This is a genomic window from Collinsella stercoris DSM 13279 (assembly GCF_020735465.1).
Taxonomy (GTDB): domain Bacteria; phylum Actinomycetota; class Coriobacteriia; order Coriobacteriales; family Coriobacteriaceae; genus Collinsella; species Collinsella stercoris.
Window position 1 is genome coordinate 970,136 of the sequence record NZ_CP085935.1, and the last position, 20,159, is coordinate 990,294.

The following is a 20,159-nucleotide window of genomic DNA, read 5'->3' on the forward strand; positions in this document are numbered from 1 at the left end:
AGGCACCCTCCACCTTCGCACCGCACAAGGAGACCCATGATCCAGGTCATCATCTCCCCCGCCAAGCAGATGACCGTCAGCAACGACGCGTTCGCCCCGCGCGGCATTCCGCCTTTCCCGGAGCGCACCGAGCGCGTCGTGTGCGCCCTGAACGACATCGAGCGCACGCAGGGCACGGCGGGCCTCAAGGCGCTGTGGGGCGTGAGCGACAAGCTCTTGGCAGAGAACGTCGAGCGGCTGCACGGCTTCTCGCACGTCTCGGGCGCCGAGCAACTCTCCCAGCCCCAGGTGTCGCGCCTGCTGGGCCCCGCGATCTTTTCCTATGTGGGCATCCAATATCGCAGTATGGCCCCCGAGGTGCTTAATGAGCGGGCGCTCGACTGGCTGCAAGACCATCTATGGGTGCTCTCCGCCCTGTACGGATGCGCGCGCCCCCTCGACGCCGTGCAGCCCTATCGGCTCGAGATGGGCGCCAAGCTGGCCATCGACGGAGCTCGCAACCTCTACGCGTTTTGGAGCGACGCCCTGGCGCGCGTCATCTGCGGACAGAACGGCGCAGGAGGAGGCGAGACGGCGGTCGTCAACCTGGCGAGCGCTGAGTACGCTAAGGCGGTCCTGCCGCATCTTGATGAGCAGACACCGGTTGTGACCTGTGTGTTCTCCAGCAGCCTGCGCAACGGCAAGCCCGTGCAGAAATCGACCGAGAGCAAGACCGCCCGCGGCTCGATGGTCCGCTGGATGGCGGAACACGGCGTGGAGTCCCTCGGGGAGCTCAAGCGCTTCGACGTGGGGTTCCGGTTCGATGTAAGCCTTTCCACCGAGGACGGCCCGCGCAAGACATTCGTCTTCATGAGGGGCTGAGCCCTCACCTCAGAAAAGGGACAATCCCTAATTTGAGGTGGACACGCGACGCGAAGCGGCATCGAGCGTCGGGACCCCTTGACCTTCCGGGACGGCGCCGACGGACCTTCCTCGATAGCCGACAAGACCTCCTCGATAGCCGACAGACCTTCCTTGAGAGAAAACGGGGCTTCCCTGAGGGAGGAGAGGACTTCCCCGACAGCCGACGGGGGCTTCCCAGGGATTGATGGGCCTTCCCCGAGAGTTAACTTTCGCGGCGGCTTTACCGGGGATACGGCAAAAAAGCGCCCCGAGAGTTAACTCTCGGGGCACAGTTCATTCGCAGTCCCAACCTCAATTTAGGGACTGTCCCTAAATTGAGGTGAGGGCTACTGGGCGGCGGCGCGGATCAGCTCGGGATCCACGTGCGCGCCCGCCGTCGCCACCACGGTGGCGGCCACGCGATTGGCGCACGCCAGGGCCTCTTCGGGGTTCTCCCCGCGATGCAGGCCGACCATGAGCGCGCCGATGTGCGAGTCGCCCGCGCCGATGGTGTCGACCACCCGGGTGGCGACGCCCGGCACGACGCCCCGGCGGGACCCATCGTCAAAATAGCAGCCCTCGCTGCCGAGCGTGGCGAAGACGGTGTTCTGCACGCGCCCACGCAGCGTCGCGACCGCGGAGGGAACATCCCCGAACGCGCAGGACGCGGCGGCGTCCACGCCCCTGCACGCGGCGCCGGGCACGGCGCCGGACATCTCGCGCACTTCGGAATCCGCGGCAGGATCGGTCCCCTCCCGTCCACAATCACGAGCGGGCGCTTCCCCATCGCCGCAACACGGCGCAGCGCCCCCGCAGAGCCTGCCCGCGAGCACCATCGCCTCGTCGCCGTTCATGTGCAGCACGGGGTGCAGGTCGCAGACGCGCTCAAGCAGGTCCAGCGGCACCGCGTCGGGCCGGGGCCCGGGCGTAAAGCAAATCGTCTTATCCGCGCAGCAGCGCTCCAAAAACTCGACGACCACCGGGCCGGTGGGGTCCTCGACCTCAAGACCGCACACGTACACCGCGTCGATCTCGTCCATGTCGAGCGCATCGAACCACGCGGGCTCGTAATGGTAGTCGGCGCCGTGATACGCCACGAAGGTCCGCTCCCCGTCGGGCTCGACAAAGCAGTAGCAGCAGCCGTTCTCCATCGAACCGTTCTCGACCAGCACGGGAACCCCCTCGGCCGCCAGGCCCTTGCGCACGAAGTCGCCAAAGGCACCCGTGCCGACGGGGCTGAACAGCACCGCGGGCTCCCCCAGCGCGTGGGCGACCGCGAACGCGTTGAACGCGCAGCCCCCGAGCGTCATCCGCTGCCCGTACACGACCACATCCTGCGCCGTGCGCGGAAGCCTGTCGACGTTGATCACCACGTCGGCGCACGTCACGCCAACGAACAGCAGCTTTCCCACGGTTGCCCTCCTTGCGGCTCCCCACTTACACCATGACGCATGGTACCATTCACCACCTCGCGTTTTCGTGAAATCGGGCAGCTTGCGGTAGGATAGAGGGCGTTCATGGACCCACGCAAGCAGAACGGAACACACCTTTGAGCAGCGAGCAGGGCACGACGCGCCACGCGGTATCGGTGGCGGTGCCGGTCTACAACGTAGAGCGCTACCTCGCCCAGTGCCTCGATTCCATCCAATCCAGCCTGGGCAGGCGGCTGCAGCTCATCATCGTCGACGACGGCTCCACCGACGCGAGCCGCGCCATCGCCGAACGTTACGCCGAGCGCGCGGGCGCCGACCCCTCCCTCCCCGATGTGGAGATCGTCGCCAAGCCCAACGGCGGCTACGGCTCGGCCGTCAACGCGGCACTCGACCGAGCCGACGGCACGTACGTCGGCATCGTGGAGCCCGACGACTACCTCGACGGCGATCTGTTCGGCGAGCTGTACGCCATCGCCGTCGAGACCGACCTGCCCGACGTGGTCAAATCGACCTACAAGCGCGTGTGGATGCCCGACACCCCCGACCAGCGCATATGGGGCTCGCTCCTGCGCCATCGCGGCGTGCGCACCTGGGAACGCGGCTGCACCACGCTCGGCGAATCGCCCGAGCTCGTCCGCTGGCACCCTTCCGTGTGGTCCGCCATCTACCGCCGCGATTTTCTCCGCGAGACGAACACCCGCTTTATCGAGGCGCCGGGCGCCGGCTGGGTCGACAACCCCTTCGTCATGCGCGCCATGTGCCAAGCGCAGCGCATAGCCTTCACCGACGACGCGTGGTATTGCTACCGCGAGGACCGTCCGGGCTCGAGCAGCGTCACCAAGGCCCCCACGCTGTCCCTCACCCGCTGGCTGCAGATGGCCGACGAGGTGGCCGCGAGCCGCTGGTCCGCCGACGAGGGCGTGCTCGCCTCGCTCGCGAGCATCGGGTTTCGCTACGCATCCCACCTATGGGACGCGCCTGAGGCGGAGGACGGCCAGGTCCGAGAGCTTCTCGCGCGCGTCATGAACGCGATCCCCAAACATGTGGCCCTTTCCCTGGATGACGTATCGCCCGCGGCGAAGCAGCGCTACCTCGCCATGACCCGTCAAGACGGAGACGTTGGCGGCGCGGGCGCCTACCGGCTCGCCATGCTGCGCGAGCTGCTGTATTCCTGGCGCGAGAACGGCCTGTACTTCGCCTGCGAGCGAGCAGGGCTGCACCGTCACGCCGCCGACGCCCCCAAACCCCGCTAAGGAGCATTCGTGTCCCCCGATCCCACAACCGTCGAAGCCGTCCAAACCGTCGACGCACCCAGCGAACCCCGCACTGCGATGACGCATGCGCCCCTCGTGTCCGTCATCATCCCCGCGTACAACGTCGAGGCCTACGTGGAGGCGGCGGTGCGCTCCGTGCTCGACCAGACGCTCGCGGACATCGAGGTCATCGTCGTTGACGATGGATCCAAAGACGCCACGGGCAAGATCCTCGACCGCATGGCGCAAGACGACCCGCGCCTCACGGCCCTGCACGTGCAAAACGGCGGCGCTCCCGCCGCGCGCAACCTCGCGATCGACCGGGCGCGCGGGCGCTACCTCGTGTTCGTCGATGCCGACGACGAGTGCGCCCCGACCATGCTCGAACGTCTCGCCCAGATCATGGACCGCGATGGCTGCGAGCTCGCCGTCTGCGGCTTCGAGATCGTCACCACCACGGGATACGGCAACGGCGAGGACTCCGGCGACAGCACCTACGTCGAGGTCAAGCAGGTGCCCGACGCCGTGTACCGCACGGCCGACGAGTTCCACCGAGCCTCCCCCGCCCTGTTCGACAGCAACATGTTCTACCCGCCCTGGAACAAGATGTTCCTGGCGAGCCGCCTCAACGACCTCAACATCCGCTACCGCGACGTCTTTTGGGACGACTTCCCCTTCGTGCTCGACTACATCCGCGACGTCCAGAGCGTCAGCATGACCAGCGAGCCGCTCTACCGGTTCTTCCGCCGGCGGGCCGACTCCGAGACCGCCCGCTACCGCGACGGCGTGTTCGAGAAGCGCGAGACCGAGAACGACTGGATGCGCGAGCTGTACCGCCATTGGGGCATGGAGGACGACCCGACCGCGGACGAGATGGTGAGCCGCCGCTACATCGAGCGCCTGGTGGGGTGCGTCGCGAACGAGTGCTCTCCCAAGAACCCCAAGACGTTCGCGCAAAAACGGGCCAAGGTGGCCGAGATGCTCGCCTCGCCCGCCGTCAAGCCCGCACTCGCCTCGGCCCGTCCGCGCAGCGCGAAGATGCGCCTCATGCTCGTGCCGTACCGCATGCACAGCGCCACGCTCTGCCTGCTCTCCGGCATGTTCATCGAGTGGGTCCGCGGCGCGGCGCCCACACTGTTCGCCAAGCTCAAGGCCACCAGGTAGACCGGCGACCCGTGGCACCGAACGCGGGTCGGCACGGGCGGCGCCCGGCAGGCGGCCCGCTTGAGGCGCGGTGACGTCGCGCACGGCGCAATGGATCAATCGATCTTAAGAGAACCCTATGGAACGATGCGCGTCTCCATAGGGTTTCCTCGTGTGTTAGGACTTTGCGTTCCTTCGCGTCGAGGGGTGGTTTTACCCTCGCGCGAGTACGAGAATCTCGTGAGCGATCACGAGAGGTACCAAGCATGTCCACATCCCAAGACCAGGCGCGCACACGCACCAACACCATAGAAGACGACGACGCCACGACGGTCCGCACCGCGCACGACCGCCAGAGGGAAGCTCCCCTCGACGCGGTGGAACATGACGTGGCGGAGGCGAGTGCAGCCGCGACGAACGCGATGGGTGTCGGTGCGACGAGCGTGATGGGCGCGGGCGCAGCCCCGACCGGCGGGTCATCGCCCACAACGGAGCTGGCAGGTGGGCGCAGCCCATACGCCGCGTACCTTGGATCCCCCGACACGCACATTGGCGCCACGCAGCCCATCGCCGTGCGCAAAGGCCTGTTCGACGGCATCTCCGTTGCCCAGGTCATCGCAGCGTCGGCGGCAGCGGCGACGTCGATGCTCCTCGCCTCGCGCATCGGCATCGCCGGCTCCGTCATCGGCGCCGCCGTGAGCTCCATGATCACCGTGATCTGCTCGCAGCTCTACCGCAACGCCCTCGACGCGAGCGCGCAGAAGCTCAAGGCAAAGCAGGCGTCCTCGGGCCTCGTGCACGGCACGGCGATGAGTGCCTCGGCAGCAACAGAACCCAACGGCACGGTCGCCGCGCCGTACGCGGCCCGACTTGAAGGCAGGGACCTCACCGCGCGCATAGCGCCCACCAAGCTGCAGGCGCGCGCCGCGGCGGAGCGAAGCGCCACCAAACGCAAGGTCGCCGTCGTCTCCGTCGTCATCGCCGTCGCGGCGGTCGCCGCGAGCGCGGGCATCATCATGCTCACCACCTCGGGCGAGGGCCTCGGCGCAAAAGCGCCCTCGCTCTTCGCGCGTACCGACCAGCAGACCGTCGCCCCCGAGGACCCCGCCGATGAGCTCGCCTCCTCCACACCCGCACCGCAAGACACCGACGCGTCGTCGACCGACGGGCAATCTACCAACCAGTCAGGGACGACTGACGGCGCCACAAACGCGGGTGGTCAGGACGCGACGGGCGGAGGGGCCGCGGGCAACGGGCAGCCCGGCACCGACGGGTCCACCTCGAATGGCGCAACCGGCTCCGGCGACTCGACAGCCGGCAACGGCGCCGGCAGTTCAGATGCCGGCGGCAACACGGGGACATCCGGCGGCGGCTCCGCGAACGGCGGCACCACGGACACGCCCAGCACGGGCACCGGCCAGCCCGGCTCCTCCGCCGGCGGCAAGACGGACACCTCGACAAACACCGGCACGAACCCCCGCGCTTAAGACGCGCTCTGCCCTGTCTATGGGGCTGTCCTGTTCATCGGGGTGGTCTTGTTCATCAAGGTTGCCCCATCGAGCGGACGGCGAGGGCGGCCTTACGCAGAGACGAGCGATGCAGCGGATATGCGCACGCACCCGATGCACAGCCACGGCTAATTGAGCGCAAGAACCGGACGCTGTTCAGCGTCAGCGCACCAGCGAAGATGTGTCACGCGAAAACGGGGCGCTCGATGCTACCATGGTTCTTCGCACACGTATGAAAAGAGACCGCCATGGCACGCACCGCAGATACTCCAACGCTCACGCAGAACAACCGCATCTACCTGTATCGCCTGCTCTCCCAAGAGCTGGGTTGCGGCAAGCAGGTGTTTCTTCCCACCGTCGAGGGCGCCCTCGCCGGTGATCGCATGACCGCCGAAGACCTTGGGTACGAGAGCACGCGCGCGCTTCTCGAGGCGCTCGATGAGTTCGTGAAGCTCACGATATTCAAGGGCGGGCGCATCTACGCGACCGTCATCGCGCAACCCGCGTGGGACGAGGCGCTCGCCGCGCTCGAATCCGGCTCGTCGGCTAAAAGCGATGGCGGGTCGAAGTCGGGCAAGCCGTGGAAGCGCAAGAAGACCGATAAGGCCCTCAAGCCGGTGCGCCCCAAGCGCGTCAAGCGCCCGCAGCCCGCGTGCGACGCGGCCGCCCCTGAGGCACCCGAGAGCGCCAAGGGCACCGCAAGCGCTCAAGCAGTCTCTGGAAGCACCGCGCAGATTGCGGCAAATCTGGAAACGGTAGCGGAACCCGAACGTGCCACGGCTGCGCAGGAGGCCTCATCGGGTGCCGAGCGCACCCCGACTCACCAGGACGCGCTGACGGAACCCAAGCACATCGCGGATGAGCAGCCATCGTCGGCATGCACGGGGCGCGACAAAGTCGCCCTGGCAGATTCGGCAGGCACGGGGCAAGCCATGGACGCCTCGGGAAAGCCGGTGGACACAGGGCGCCTCGCGCCAGAACAAGCCGCCCAAGAGGCCGTCGTAGAACAGGCGGCAGCGGACGGCGCAGCACCCGATGGAACAAGCGACGCGACCGACGTTCCGGAGCAGACCTCCCCGCACGACGCCGCCCTCACCTCACCGGCGCCCGCGATCTCCCTCACCGTGACGTACGACCCGTACAGCGGCATCGACCGTGAGGTCAAGCTCGAGTCGCACCCCGTGACGGTCCCCGATGCCGCAGCTGCCGATCGCGCGAACGACGCCCAAGCACCCGGTGCCGCCACGCATACATCCGATGCCGGCGCAACCAGCGACGCGCACGCGTCCTCTTCCGCAATCGCGCTGGAAGCCTCACCGAAGCGCCCGGTGCAAGACGAAAAGGAGGCACACGTAAGCGCTGGGCACGCAGTCGCGGCCACACCCGTCTCGAACACGCACGAGCCCGGCGCCGCCGCAGCATCCGCCTCGCTTGAGACCGTGTACGAGCCCACCTGCGCCCACGCGCCTTCGGACCCCGATCAGCAAAACGCACCTCACTTCGATGAGGTGCCTGCCCCATGCCGCGTCGATGCCCCTGACTCGTCCGTGACGCACCCCTCGCTCAGCACGAGCCAAGACCTCGCATGCGAAGCGACGGCCGCGGCAAGCCCCGCATCATGCGCGAACGAGCCCCCCTCGCAACCCGTACCCCTCGACCCGAACGTTCTCGCCACCTACCCCAAGGACTTTGCCGCCGAGGTGTACCCGCCCAGCGACGCCATCGCCGATCTTTGCGAGCTGCTCCCCTACGGGACCGAAGTGTTCACGCTACTTGCCGAGGATTACGAGCGGGCACGCAAACTTGAGCTTGTACGTGGCACTCGCGCCCGCGCAACGTTCCCCCTGCGCATCCAGCACGCCAACTCTGTCGAACCGATCCGGATCACCCTCAAGAAACGCTCTGGATCAGGCCTCAAGTGGGAGCTCTGCGCCATCGAATAACGATAACGACACGAAATGTTGCAGTAGATTCTAAAGTCCGCGAGCATACAAGGTATAACGACAAGCAAATCCGCAGGTAGATGCCCTGTCGTTTTTTAGTCAACTTTGACAGGCATCGATTTACTGCAACATTTCTAACTTCGCTATGCCACCAACGCGCGAAACGTCAACTTCATTGATGAAATAGAATTGGGCTGCCTACCTGCGTAGACAGCCCAATTGAACACTTTTCGATCACCCGGGGCCCTCATCACATGGCGAGGGACGCCCGTCCACTAATCGCGCGTGAGCTTGCGGTGGACGCGATGCGGCTTGGCGGCGTCCTCGCCCAAGCGGGCGACGCGGTTCTCCTGATACTGCTCGAAGTTGCCCTCGAACCAATACCAGTTGCCCGGGTTCTCGTCGGTGCCCTCCCACGCGAGGATGTGGGTGGCCACGCGGTCGAGGAACATGCGGTCGTGGCTGATGACCACGGAGCAGCCCGGGAACTCCAGCAGCGCGGACTCGAGCGCGGAGAGCGTCTCGACATCGAGGTCGTTGGTGGGCTCGTCGAGCAGCAACAGGTTGCCGCCCTGTTTGAGCGTGAGCGCGAGGTTCAGGCGGTTGCGCTCGCCGCCGGAGAGCACGCCGGCGCGCTTCTGCTGGTCCTGGCCCTTAAAGCCAAAGCTCGCCACGTAGGCGCGGCTCGGCACCTCGTTCTCGGCGACCTGCATGATGTCCAGGCCGTCGGACACGACCTCCCACAGGGTCTTGTCGGGGTCGATGCCGCCGCGCATCTGGTCGACGTAGGAGATCTTGACCGTCTCGCCGATCTCCAGGTTGCCGCTCGTAAGCGGCTCCAGGCCCACGATGGTCTTAAACAGGGTGGTCTTGCCCACGCCGTTGGGACCGATCACGCCCACGATGCCGTTGCGCGGCAGGGTGAAGGAGAGGTCGTCGATGAGCACGCGGCCGTCGAACTCCTTATGCAGGTGCTCGGCCACCAGGACCTTGGAGCCCAGGCGCGGGCCCACGGGGATGCGGATGTCGGTGTAGTCGACCTTCTGGCTGGCGCGGGCCTCGGCCTCCATCTCCTCGTAACGGGCCAGACGGGCCTTGTTCTTGGCCTGACGGGCCTTCGGGGAGGAGCGGACCCAGTCGAGCTCGGCCGCGATGCGCTTGGCAAGGCGCTCCTCGCGCTGGCCCTGCGCCGCCGCGCGCGCGGCCTTGGTCTCCAGATAAGTGGAGTAGTTGCCCTTGTAGGGGTAGAGGTGACCGCGATCGACCTCGCAGATCCACTCGGCCACGTGGTCGAGGAAGTAGCGGTCGTGCGTGACGGCGAGCACGGCGCCGGGGTAGTTCTTGAGGAAGTGCTCGAGCCACAGGATGGACTCCGCGTCCAGGTGGTTGGTGGGCTCGTCGAGCAGCAGCAGGTCGGGAGCCTCGAGCAGCAGCTTGCACAGGGCGACGCGACGACGCTCGCCGCCGGAGAGCACGTTCACCGGCATGTCGGAGTCGGGCAGCTGGAGGGCGTCCATGGCCTGGCCGAGCTTGGAGTCGATGTCCCAGCCGTCGGCGGCGTCGATCTCGTCCTGCAGGCGGCCCATCTCGGCCATGAGGGCGTCCATGTCGCAATCGGGGTCGCACATCTCCACCGAGATCTGATTGAAGCGCTCGACCTTGGCGATCATGTCGGCAAACGCCATGCGCACGTTCTCGATGACGGTCTTATCCTCGTCGAGTGGCGGCTCCTGCTGCAAGATCCCCACCGTGTAGCCGGGGGTGAGGCGCGCATCGCCGTTGGAGACCTCCTCCAAGCCCGCCATGATCTTGAGCAGGGTCGACTTGCCCATGCCGTTGGGGCCCACGACGCCGATCTTGGCGCCCGGGTAGAAGGACAGGGTCACGTCGTCGAGGATCACCTTGTCGCCATGCGCCTTGCGCGCCTGGTACATCTGGTAGATGAATTCGGCCATACACGCTCCGTTTCTTGCGGGATTACGCAGTCATATGACGTCATTGTCGCATGAAACCCGACGCTGCAGGAATTCTCGATACCTCAATTCGGGGACAGAACCTTTTCTGAGGTGCCCCCACCTCAGAAAAGGTTCTGTCCCTAATTTAATGCCAAAACGGCTCACCGGAGCAGATCACTAAAGCGCGGCGAAGGCCTGGTCCAGGTCCCAGATGATATCTTCGGCGGCCTCGGTGCCGATGGACAGGCGGATGGTCGACGGCGTGATGCCCTGGTCGGCGAGCTCGGCGGCAGTCAGTTGAGAATGCGTGGTCGTGGCGGGATGGATAACCAGGCTTTTCACATCCGCGACATTCGCAAGCAGGCTAAATACCTTCAGATGGTCGATGAACTTCCACGCCGCCTCCTGGCCACCGCGGATCTCGAAGGTGAAGATGGACGCGCCTCCGCGTGGGAAGTAACGCTCGTACAGCGCATGGTCGGGATGGTCGGACAGGCTCGGATGGTTCACGCGATCCACGTGCGGACTAGCCGCCAAATACTCGACAACGCGCCGTGTGTTCTCACTATGACGGTCCAGGCGCAGCGAGAGCGTCTCGACGCCCTGCAACAGGATCCAAGCGTTGAACGGCGAGATGCACGGGCCCTCGTCACGCAATAGAATCGCGCGCACATAGGTCGCAAATGCCGCCGGGCCCGCCGCCTCGGCAAACGAAATGCCGTGGTAGCTGGGATTCGCCTCGGCGATGGGCGCGTACTTGCCACTCGCAGCCCAATCAAAAGTGCCGCCGTCCACGATGATGCCGCCCAGGCTCGTCCCGTGCCCGCCCAAAAACTTGGTCGCAGAATGCACGACAATATCTGCACCGTGCTCCAAGGGTCGGAACAGATACGGCGTGCCAAAGGTGTTGTCTACCACCACGGGCACACCGTGCGTGTGCGCGAGTGCGGAGATCGCATCAATATTGGGGATGTCCGAATTGGGGTTGCCGAGCGTCTCCAGGTACACAAGCGCGGTGTTGGGGCGAATCGCCGCCTCGACCTCGTCCAGGTCGTGTGCGTTCACGAACGTGGTCTCGATGCCAAAGGCCGCGAGCGTGTGCGCCAGCAGGTTATACGTGCCGCCGTAGATGGTCTTCTGCGCGACCACGTGCGCACCTGCCTGCGCGAGGGCCTGGATGGTGAGGGTGATGGCCGCGGCGCCCGACGCCACCGCCAGTGCGGCGACACCGCCCTCGAGTGCGGCGACTCGCTCCTCAAGCACCGCCTGCGTGGAGTTGGTAAGACGTCCGTAGATGTTGCCGGCGTCCGCCAAGCCAAAGCGATCTGCCGCATGTTGGGCGTCGCGGAACACGTAGCTCGCCGTCTGGTAGATAGGCACCGCACGCGCCCCAGTCGTGGCGTCGGGCTCCTCCTGCCCCACATGCAGCTGCAGCGTATCGAACTGGAACTCATGCTCGGCAGTATCCGTATACAAACCCATGGGATTCCCCTTTCATCCAAGCAGGAACCGCACGCCGGCGATATATTCCTACCTATTTGGTGAGTTGTTGGCATGCATAGTACGCAGGGGGAACCGCTCGGTCAAACATCATTGCCTACGGATTTCGACAGTGTTTCGCTTTGCAGGAGAAGCCGTGGGTTGATTTCCAACCTCATCGAAACACCCTGACCGAATGGCGCGTTTCCGCAGTCAGCGAGACGGCCGGGAGGTCCCGCAAGGGGCCTCCCACCGCCGTTTCCGCTGGTGTAGGATTTGTGCCGGGGCGTCGCGATGGGTCCTGAGGGCATGCTCCGCCGACCCGCCGCGCGCCGCCTCCGGACTCAGCGCGACGGGTGCCTCGGCCCCGATTCGGTTGTCCCCGCAGGGGCTACCCCGCCAGCGGCGCCTCACCCCTCTCGGCGCGGGCGCGCTCCACGCACCCCGGCGTCAGGTCGAGCTCGCCGGGCGCCAGCATCTCGATCCCGAAGGCGCCCATGAGGGCGCGCGCGTCCTCCCCGAGCGCCGCGGCGAGCATCTCGGCGGGCGACCTCCAGGCGAGCCTGCCGCGCGGCTCGGAGTCGACCCGGGACATCACGATCGCCGCGTCGGCGCGGGTGAGGCGGTCGAAGGAGATGCCCCGGCCCTTGGGCGGCAGCTTCCTGATCTCGACGTGGTTCTTCTCGCAGCCGCCCTTCTGGTCGGCGCGGCGGGGGTCGCAGTAGAACAGCCTCGTCTCGCCGGGAAGCTCGCCGAGGAGCGCGGCGATGCCGTCCTCGTCGGCGAACTCGGGGCCGTTGTCGGTGAGCACGAGGCGGAAGGCGCGGCGCACGCCGTCGGGGCCGAGCGCGGCGCGCACGAGCCCCAGCCCCGCGAGCACCGAGGCGCTGTTACCGCTAATCTAAGATTCACCGTTTGGGACTGCGGTGGTGATCCTGGACCAAATCCATCCTACGCTGCTAGACCCAAGTCCCTGCGGTACTGCATGGGGCTCCTGTAATCCAGGTCGCCCTTTATCCTGACATCCCTGTACCATCTGAGGTAGGCGTCGAGCATGTCCGTGAACTCCTCGATCGTGACCCCGGCCCAGTCGCAGCCGTGGAAGAACTCTATCTTCAGCCTCCCGAAGAAGCCCTCGCACCTCGCGTTGCCGGGGCTGCACCCCTTCCTCGACATCGACCTGACCAGGCCGTTCTCATCGCATATCCTTATCCATCCCGGCCAGCGGTAGCGGCAGCCGCGGTCCGAGTGGATCTTGGGGTGATCGCCCTCGCCGAGCCACTTGCACGCGCCGAGCAGCGACGAGTTCGCCATCTCGGCGTCGGGCGACGTGGAGATCGACCAGCTCGGCGGCATGCCGTCGAAGCAGTCCACGATCGGCGACAGGTACACCTTGCCGGCGGCGGCGTCGACACCACGACCGTGGTTCGCGTGCCCGCGTCGTTCACCGGCGAAATCGAGGTGCACTCCGATTCGGGCGACGTCGTCGCGGCTGACGTGCGCGAGCTCGCCGGCCTGTTCGCCTCCACCAGCAACGGGGACGTCATTGCAAAGAATGTTTCCGCCACAAAGCTCGACGCGATCAACGAGAACGGCGACACCCTGCTCTCCGGCGTAGAGAGCGAGGCGATCCTCGCGACCAACTTCAACGGCGACATCTCGCTGGGAGGCGCCACGGCGCGCAAGGCACAGGTCGTAAACGAAAACGGCGACATCATGTTGGTGGACATGTCGCTGAAGAGCGCCCTGACCTGCAACAGCGTGAACGGACACATCTCGGCGCAGCGGCTCGACGTCGTTACGAGCAGCGTCGAGAACGCGAACGGCGCATTGGAGGCGTAAGACCTGGATCGAGAGCGTGCGGTCGGGTTGCGTGCGGTCATCCCAATAAGAGCAATGCTCTAAAGCACGCTTGCGCCCTTCGCTGACCATTAGCGGCGAATCAACAGCGGCCCTGTGCATACGTTTGCACAGGGCCGCTTCGTTTTGGTATCAAGAATCCGTCCGTTCTGGACACGATTATGGCGATCGTAACGTGGGAATATATTCATCCCGAGCTCGAACACCCCTCACCGCAGACGGCAATGCGGCAGCTGGGGATAGCCCTGGTCGGCAGCGCGGTTGAAACCGCGCTTGAGGATGCCGATCTGCAGCTCCCACACGAACCACCAGATGAACACCTCCATGGCAACCAGCGCGCCGAGCGAGATCACGGCGGTCTCAACCGAAGGGTTGGTCCGAACGAAGACCTCCGTCCACAGCACGAACAGGTCCATCACGACGAACATCGCGATCACGCCGCGCGCCGCCTTCATGCGTGCGTCGATGGTGCGCTGCAAGATGCCGCGAATCCCCTCGAGCTCCATCTCAGTGTAGCAGGCGCCCTCGATCTGCTCGCGCATATCCTTATCGAGCTTGGAAACATACAGCCGGGCCATGGCCCCTCCGATCTACGCGCCGCGCGTCAATAGCGCCAGCGTATCACACGGCAACGTAGCAAACCTCTCTTCAACGGAGAGAAGTTGAGATGCCTATCGCCTTGCGAAAGGAGGAGCGCCGGACGTGCCGGCATCGGGCACGAAGCACACGTCGCGGGAGGCCGCGATATGGCCCTCACCCCTTAATTGAGGCGTTACGGCTCGAACTTCTTAAGCGCGGCGGCGCAACGCCGCGACGCCTCCGCAGACTCCTGCGCGGTCGCATGGTCGCGACCCACCTCGACCATGAGCTCGCGGACCGCCCCGCAATCCTCTGCCACCGCGGGGTCACCCGTTCCGTTCACCCACTCCCACCAGCGTGCACGGCCGTAGAACTCCACGCCCTCGAACCAGGCGCGAATCTCGTCCAGGCTCACCGGCGCCAGGCCGTTCGCATCCACGCCCACGTCGTAGCGCATGAGGCCCTGCTTGCGGTTGAGCTCGTATACACGCTGCCCGCGCTGTGGATGTGCCCATGCAAATGCCAGGACCCGCGCGACATGGACTGCCATTCCATGAGCGGATAGTGCGACAGCACGATCTTCTGCCCATGGATGTTGATGCGCACGATGGGCGGCTCGACGATGAACGTCCCCGCCACGTCCTTGTGGGTCCAGTCCTTGTCGTGATTGCCCGGCACGATGTGCACCTTGCGGCAATTGATCTTCGAGCGCAGCGCCGCCGCCTCGACCGCGGTCATCTGATACGAGAAATCACCGAGGATGTACAGGTCGTCGGTTGGCGCCACGCGCTCGTTGATCGTGTTGATGAGCGCGCGGTTCATGTGCGCGATGTCGCCAAATGGGCGATCGGTGAAATGCAGCACGTTGGCATGGCCGAAGTGCGTGTCGGATGTGAACCAAATCATACAAGCAACCTCCCATCTCAACGCCTTGATTATAAATTCCGGCTCATCATCGGGACTACGGCACCGAGATGGCATCGATCGCACCTCGCTCGATTGTGCATGTCATCGCGATACATCCAGTTCCCAGTCCATGCAGGGCGCCCATGATAAACCCGCCGTCGTGCTCGGCATATGTGTCAAGTTGACGATCACTTCGCGCAGAACCCGACTTTCAGACTCGCATCTCAGCGGGCGCAGAGGCCCTCGCCCTCGACGGTTGATACGTTTTTGCGATAGTGGTCAAAATACCCTACTTGTGCGCTCAAATGTCCTCGCTTGCCGTCATGTATATTCATTCGTGCGCAGCAATCCTGCGGTTTTGCCGTTGCAAATGATGCCTGGAGCCCACCGACCTTGCACCCGAGCGCATCCACGCCAACAAATCCTGCGGTTTTGCCGATCTCCCTCACGTGGCTCGGCGCACAAGTAGGGTATTTTGACCACCTCGCCGGTTTTACATCAGACCGATAATGCAGTCGACGTTTTTCTATCCATAATTAATCGAGAATAGACTGTTTTTATGCATATATCTCGACGAGGGTCAACGCTCCGGTTAAAACAATCATGCCCCGGCGCGGCCGCACCGGGGCATGCAAGCATCTCTAGTCGGAAACGACGCCTACAGCACGCCGTCCAGCATGAGGTTCACCTTGAGCACGTTGACCGTGGGCTCGCCGAAGACGCCCAGGAATCGGCCCTTGGTGCACTGGGCGATGATGTCGCGCACCTCGCCTTCGCTCTTGCCCGTGGCCTTTGCCAGGCGCGGCACCTGGTACTCGGCGGCATCGGGGGAGATCTCGGGGTCGAGGCCGGAGCCGGAGCACGTCACCAGGTCGACGGGCACGGCGTCCATATCGGCGTCGGGGTTGGCGGCGCGGATCTTCTCCACGCGCTCGTCCACGAGCTGCCGGTACTCCTCGCTCGCCGGGGAGAGGTTGGACGGGGCGCCGTAGGCCATGAGCTCGCCGTCATCCCCCTCGACGATGGAGACGTTCTGGATGCGGCCCCACATGTGGTCCTCATCCTCGAAGTCCTGGCCGATCAGCTCGGAGCCCACGATCTTGCCGTCGATCTTGATGAGCGAGCCGTTCGCCTGATACGGGAACGCGACCTGGGCGATGCCGGTCACGACGAGCGTATAGCCCAGGCCGCAGACGACGGTAAACAGCGCGAACACGCCCAGTGCGCGCGATGCAACACCTTTGAACATACAAACCTCCGCTTACATAATGCCGCAGAGCGCGAGCAGCATGTCGATGAGCTTGATGAACACGAACGGGGCAACGATGCCGCCCAGACCCCACACGAGCAGGTTGTGGGTCAGCAGCTGTCCGGACGGGACCTCGCGGTACTTAACGCCCTTCAGCGCGGCCGGGATCAGCGCGACGATAACGAGCGCGTTGTAGATGATGGCCGAAAGAACCGCGGACAGCGGGCTTGCCAGACCGAGGATGTTGAGCGCGCCAAGGCCCGGGTAGATCGGCGAGAACAGGGCCGGGATGATGGCGAAGTACTTCGCCACGTCGTTGGCCACCGAGAAGGTCGTGAGCGAACCGCGGGTCATGAGCAGCTGCTTGCCGATGCGCACGATATCGATGAGCTTGGTGGGGCTGGAGTCGAGGTCGACCATGTTGCCGGCCTCCTTGGCAGCCTGGGTGCCCGTGTTCATGGCCACGGCGACGTCGGCCTGGGCCAGAGCGGGCGCGTCGTTGGTGCCGTCGCCGGTCATGGCGACCAGATGGCCCTCGCGCTGGAACTCGCGGATCTTCGCGAGCTTGCCCTCGGGGGTGGCCTCGGCCAGGAAGTCGTCCACGCCCGCCTCGGCGGCGATTGCCGCGGCGGTGAGCGGGTTGTCGCCTGTCACCATGATGGTCTTGATGCCCATCTTGCGCAGGTCGGCGAACTTCTCCTTAACGCCGGACTTGATGATGTCCTTGAGGTACACGACGCCCAGCACGCGGCAGTTCTTGGTCACGACCAGCGGGGTGCCGCCGGCCTTGGCGATGCGCTCGACGACCTCGTCGCACTCGGCGGAGAACACGCCGCCGGCCGCCTCCACGTAGGCGCGCACGGAGTCGGCGGCGCCCTTGCGGATCTCATTGCCCTCGTAGTTCACGCCGGACATACGCGTCGCCGCGGTGAACGGGATGAACTCCATGCCCTTGTCCTCGAGCGTGCGTCCGCGCAGGCCGAACTGCTCCTTGGCGAGCACGACGATGGACCTGCCCTCGGGGGTCTCGTCGGCCAGCGAGGAGAGCTGCGCGGCGTCGGCGAGCTCCGCGGGATCGACGCCGTCGACCGGGATGAACTCAGACGCCTGGCGATTACCCAGGGTGATGGTGCCGGTCTTGTCGAGCATGAGGATGTCGACGTCGCCGGCGGCCTCGATGGCGCGGCCGGACATGGCCAGCACGTTGGCCTCGTTCAGACGGCTCATGCCGGCGATGCCGATGGCGGACAGCAACGCGCCGATGGTAGTGGGAGCCAGGCACACGAGCAGCGCCACGAGCGTGGTCACGGACGTGGGGTTGGCCATGTCGTTAAGGCCGGCCGAGAAGCAGGAGTAACAATAGAGGGCCAGCGTGACCAAGATAAAGACGATGGAGAGGGCCACCAGGAAGATCTCCAGGGCGATCTCGTTAGGGGTCTTCTTGCGCGCGGCGCCCTCGACCATCGCGATCATCTTGTCCAGGAAGCTCTGGCCGGGCTCGCTGGAGATCTCGACGACGATCCAGTCGGACAGCACCGTGGTGCCGCCGGTGACGGCGGAGCGGTCGCCGCCGGCCTCGCGGACCACGGGGGCGGACTCGCCGGTGATGGCGGACTCGTCGACGGAGGCGGCGCCCTCGATGACGTCGCCGTCGCCCGGGATCTGCTCGCCGGCGCGCACGACCACCAGGTCGCCGCGCGTGAGCTCGGCGCCGGGGACGACGGTGAAGCGCTCCTTGTCCTCGACGGACTCGATGCGATGGGCCTCGACGTCCTTCTTGGCCGCACGCAGGGAATCGGCCTGGGCCTTGCCGCGGCCCTCGGCGAGCGCCTCGGCGAAGTTCGAGAACAGGTCGGTGAGCCACAGGATGACCGCGATGGCGACCACATAGTAGGTGGGCACGCCCGCGTCCCGCGCACCGAGGACGGAGGCGACGGCCAGGACGGAGGTCATGACGGCGGAGAGCCACACCAGGAACATGACCGGGTTTTGAATCTGGACGCGGGGATCCAGCTTGGCGAACGAGTCGCGGACCGCGCGGCCCATCATGTCTTTTTGCATAGCCATAAATCTGCGCCCTCCTTTACGCAATCATCTGGAAGAACTCGGCGACGGGGCCGAGCGCCAGGGCCGGGAAGAAGCTCAGGGCACCGATCAGCAGAACGATGAACACGAGCAGGAACACGAACATGCCGTTGGTGGTGGACAGGGTGCCGGCGCTCTCGGCGACCTTGCCCTTCCCGGCCAGCGAGCCGGCGATGGCCAGCGTGCCGGCGATGGGCATGAAGCGGGCGAACAGCATCTCGAGGCCGAGTATGACGTTGATCCAGGGAATGTTGCAGTTCATGCCCGCGAACGCCGAGCCGTTGTTGCCGCCGCACGAGGTGAAGGCGTACAGCACCTCGGAGAAGCCGTGCGCGCCGCCGTTGTTGAGCTGGTCGGCAAGGCCGGGCACCATGCAGGCGATGGCCGAGCACACCAGGATGGCGAACGGGGTCGCCAGGCACAGCACGACCGCCCAGCGCATCTCGCCCGGCTCGATCTTCTTGCCCAGGAACTCGGGCGTGCGTCCGACCATGAGGCCGGCGATGAACACCGTGAGGATGGCGAAGCCGATCATGCCGTACAGGCCGCAGCCCACGCCGCCGAAGACGACCTCGCCCAGGGCCATCTGGAGCATCTGGACGAAACCGCCCAGCGGGGTGTAGGAGTCGTGCATGGAGTTGACCGAGCCGTTGGAGGCGGCGGTGGTGTAAGCCGACCACGTGGAGGAGGCGGCGATGCCGAAGCGGCTCTCCTTGCCCTCCATGTTGCCGCCGGCCTGGCCGTCGGTCATCTCGATATCGACCGCGCCGCCATCGGCCAGCTGCGGGGTGCCCGCATGCTCGTTGACGGCGATGACGCCGGTGAAGATCACCAGCAGGACGAGCATGGCGGCGAAGATGGCCTTGCCCTGCTTGGTGTTCTTGACGCCGATGCCGAAGGTGAAGCAGCAGGCGGCCGGGATCAGCAGCAGGCCGGTCATCTCGATGATGTTGGTGAAGGCGTTGGGGTTCTCGTACGGATGGGCGGAGTTCACGCCGAAGAAGCCGCCGCCGTTGGTGCCGGACTGCTTGATGGCGACCTGGGGGGCCGCGGGGCCCTGGGGCAGGAACTGCTCGGTGACCACGCGCGCGTCCTCGACGACCTTGCCGTCGACCTTGACGGTGTCGCCCTCGATCCGGGCGCCGTCGATGACGCTCCAGCCGCCGTCGGCATTGGGCTGGACGGCGACGGGCTCGACGAGCTCGGCCCTCTGGGCCGGCTGGAAGTTGGAGATGACGCCGCCGGCGGCCAGGCAGACGCCGAACACGAGGTTCAGCGGGATGAGCACGTACAGGACGGTGCGGGTGAGGTCGACCCAGAAGGAACCCAGACCCCGCTCCTTGACCTGACGGAAACCGCGGATCAGAGCGAACATGACCGCGATGCCGGTACCGGCGGAGACGAAGTTCTGCACGGTGAGGCCCATGAACTGCACGAGGTAGGACAGGGTGGTCTCACCGGAGTAGGACTGCCAGTTGGTGTTGGTGACGAAGGAGGCCGCCGTGTTGAACGACAGGTCCCACGGCACGCCCGGCAGGTGCTGCGGGTTGCCCGGCAGGACGGCCTGGAGCATCTGGAGCGCGACGAGCGCCGCGAGCCCGATACCCGAGAAGGCGAGCACGCTCGCCAGATAGCGCTTCCAGCCCATCTGCTCCCCCGCGTCAATGCGGAGCAGGCGATAGACGCCTCGCTCGACCGGTGCGAGCACGGGCGACAAGACCGTGCGCTCACCGTCCATGACGCGCGCCATGAACTTCCCCAGGGGGATGGCGAGCGCGATGAGGACGGCAAAGTACAGAGCGTACTGAATGATGGCACTCATGCTTTACGAATCACTCCTCATGAGAATGTAGATGTAGTAGATGAGAAGTCCGATGCATGTGA

At 65.5% G+C, this 20,159-nt stretch carries 16 protein-coding genes and 1 pseudogene; 6 read left to right on the plus strand and 11 right to left on the minus strand.

Features of this window, described 5'->3' with window-relative positions; all coding sequences use genetic code 11:
• The first annotated feature begins 36 nt into the window (after window positions 1–36).
• Window positions 37–861, plus strand: a complete 825-nt coding sequence (locus tag LK434_RS04225) for a YaaA family protein (protein ID WP_006721016.1) — start codon at window positions 37–39, stop codon at window positions 859–861.
• Between the two features lie 368 nt (window positions 862–1,229).
• On the opposite strand, the gene LK434_RS04230 is transcribed toward LK434_RS04225, so the two are convergent.
• Window positions 1,230–2,294: a PfkB family carbohydrate kinase gene (locus tag LK434_RS04230; RefSeq protein WP_006721015.1), complete on the minus strand. Its 1,065-nt coding sequence runs from the start codon at window positions 2,292–2,294 to the stop codon at window positions 1,230–1,232.
• Window positions 2,295–2,431: 137 nt separating this feature from the next.
• Here LK434_RS04230 and LK434_RS04235 point away from each other — a divergent pair, with 137 nt between their 5' ends.
• The 4 genes from LK434_RS04235 (at window position 2,432) to LK434_RS04250 (ending at window position 8,162) form a co-directional block, all read left to right on the plus strand.
• Window positions 2,432–3,568 carry a glycosyltransferase gene (locus LK434_RS04235; protein WP_006721013.1) on the plus strand — a complete coding sequence of 379 codons (1,137 nt, stop codon included), beginning with the start codon at window positions 2,432–2,434 and terminating at the stop codon, window positions 3,566–3,568.
• Window positions 3,569–3,577: 9 nt separating this feature from the next.
• On the plus strand, window positions 3,578–4,732 hold the full coding sequence (locus LK434_RS04240) for a glycosyltransferase family 2 protein (RefSeq protein WP_148334555.1): 1,155 nt from the start codon (window positions 3,578–3,580) through the stop codon (window positions 4,730–4,732).
• Between the two features lie 245 nt (window positions 4,733–4,977).
• Complete coding sequence (locus LK434_RS04245) at window positions 4,978–6,198, plus strand: hypothetical protein (protein WP_006721011.1); 1,221 nt, start codon at window positions 4,978–4,980, stop codon at window positions 6,196–6,198.
• 269 nt (window positions 6,199–6,467) lie between these two features.
• Complete coding sequence (locus tag LK434_RS04250; protein WP_006721010.1) at window positions 6,468–8,162, plus strand: hypothetical protein; 1,695 nt, start codon at window positions 6,468–6,470, stop codon at window positions 8,160–8,162.
• Between the two features lie 275 nt (window positions 8,163–8,437).
• On the opposite strand, the gene ettA is transcribed toward LK434_RS04250, so the two are convergent.
• The 4 genes and pseudogenes from ettA to LK434_RS04270 all read right to left on the minus strand — a co-directional run.
• Window positions 8,438–10,117 (minus strand): energy-dependent translational throttle protein EttA, encoded by a 1,680-nt coding sequence (ettA, locus tag LK434_RS04255; RefSeq protein WP_006721009.1) that lies wholly within the window; start codon window positions 10,115–10,117, stop codon window positions 8,438–8,440.
• Window positions 10,118–10,294: 177 nt separating this feature from the next.
• Complete coding sequence (locus tag LK434_RS04260) at window positions 10,295–11,599, minus strand: O-acetylhomoserine aminocarboxypropyltransferase/cysteine synthase family protein (RefSeq protein WP_006721008.1); 1,305 nt, start codon at window positions 11,597–11,599, stop codon at window positions 10,295–10,297.
• A 388-nt stretch (window positions 11,600–11,987) separates the two neighbouring features.
• A complete protein-coding gene (locus LK434_RS04265; protein ID WP_227917852.1) occupies window positions 11,988–12,476 on the minus strand; it encodes a hypothetical protein in 489 nt (162 codons plus the stop codon).
• A gap of 71 nt (window positions 12,477–12,547) precedes the next feature.
• Window positions 12,548–12,991 (minus strand): annotated as a pseudogene (locus LK434_RS04270) (transposase); the annotation flags it as partial.
• 36 nt (window positions 12,992–13,027) lie between these two features.
• On the opposite strand from LK434_RS04270, the gene LK434_RS04275 reads away from it, so the two are divergent.
• On the plus strand, window positions 13,028–13,438 hold the full coding sequence (locus LK434_RS04275; RefSeq protein ID WP_006721005.1) for a DUF4097 family beta strand repeat-containing protein: 411 nt from the start codon (window positions 13,028–13,030) through the stop codon (window positions 13,436–13,438).
• 227 nt (window positions 13,439–13,665) lie between these two features.
• On the opposite strand, the gene LK434_RS04280 is transcribed toward LK434_RS04275, so the two are convergent.
• The 6 genes from LK434_RS04280 to kdpA all read right to left on the minus strand — a co-directional run bounded on the left by LK434_RS04280 (window position 13,666) and on the right by kdpA (window position 20,097).
• Window positions 13,666–14,034: a hypothetical protein gene (locus LK434_RS04280; RefSeq protein ID WP_006721004.1), complete on the minus strand. Its 369-nt coding sequence runs from the start codon at window positions 14,032–14,034 to the stop codon at window positions 13,666–13,668.
• A gap of 194 nt (window positions 14,035–14,228) precedes the next feature.
• Entirely contained in the window at window positions 14,229–14,492 is a 264-nt protein-coding gene (locus LK434_RS04285) for a hypothetical protein (RefSeq protein WP_227917854.1), read from the minus strand.
• Complete coding sequence (locus LK434_RS04290; protein ID WP_227917855.1) at window positions 14,447–14,941, minus strand: metallophosphoesterase family protein; 495 nt, start codon at window positions 14,939–14,941, stop codon at window positions 14,447–14,449. Before LK434_RS04290 ends, LK434_RS04285 begins: the two co-directional genes overlap by 46 nt.
• A 658-nt stretch (window positions 14,942–15,599) precedes the next feature.
• Entirely contained in the window at window positions 15,600–16,190 is a 591-nt protein-coding gene (kdpC, locus tag LK434_RS04295) for a potassium-transporting ATPase subunit KdpC (protein WP_006721667.1), read from the minus strand.
• A gap of 12 nt (window positions 16,191–16,202) precedes the next feature.
• Window positions 16,203–18,257, minus strand: coding sequence for a potassium-transporting ATPase subunit KdpB (gene kdpB / locus LK434_RS04300; protein WP_227917787.1), 2,055 nt, complete (start codon window positions 18,255–18,257; stop codon window positions 16,203–16,205).
• Window positions 18,258–18,273: 16 nt separating this feature from the next.
• The gene (gene kdpA, locus LK434_RS04305; RefSeq protein ID WP_227917856.1) at window positions 18,274–20,097 is read right to left on the minus strand and encodes a potassium-transporting ATPase subunit KdpA; all 1,824 of its coding nucleotides are present in this window, start codon (window positions 20,095–20,097) and stop codon (window positions 18,274–18,276) included.
• Window positions 20,098–20,159 lie beyond the last annotated feature (62 nt).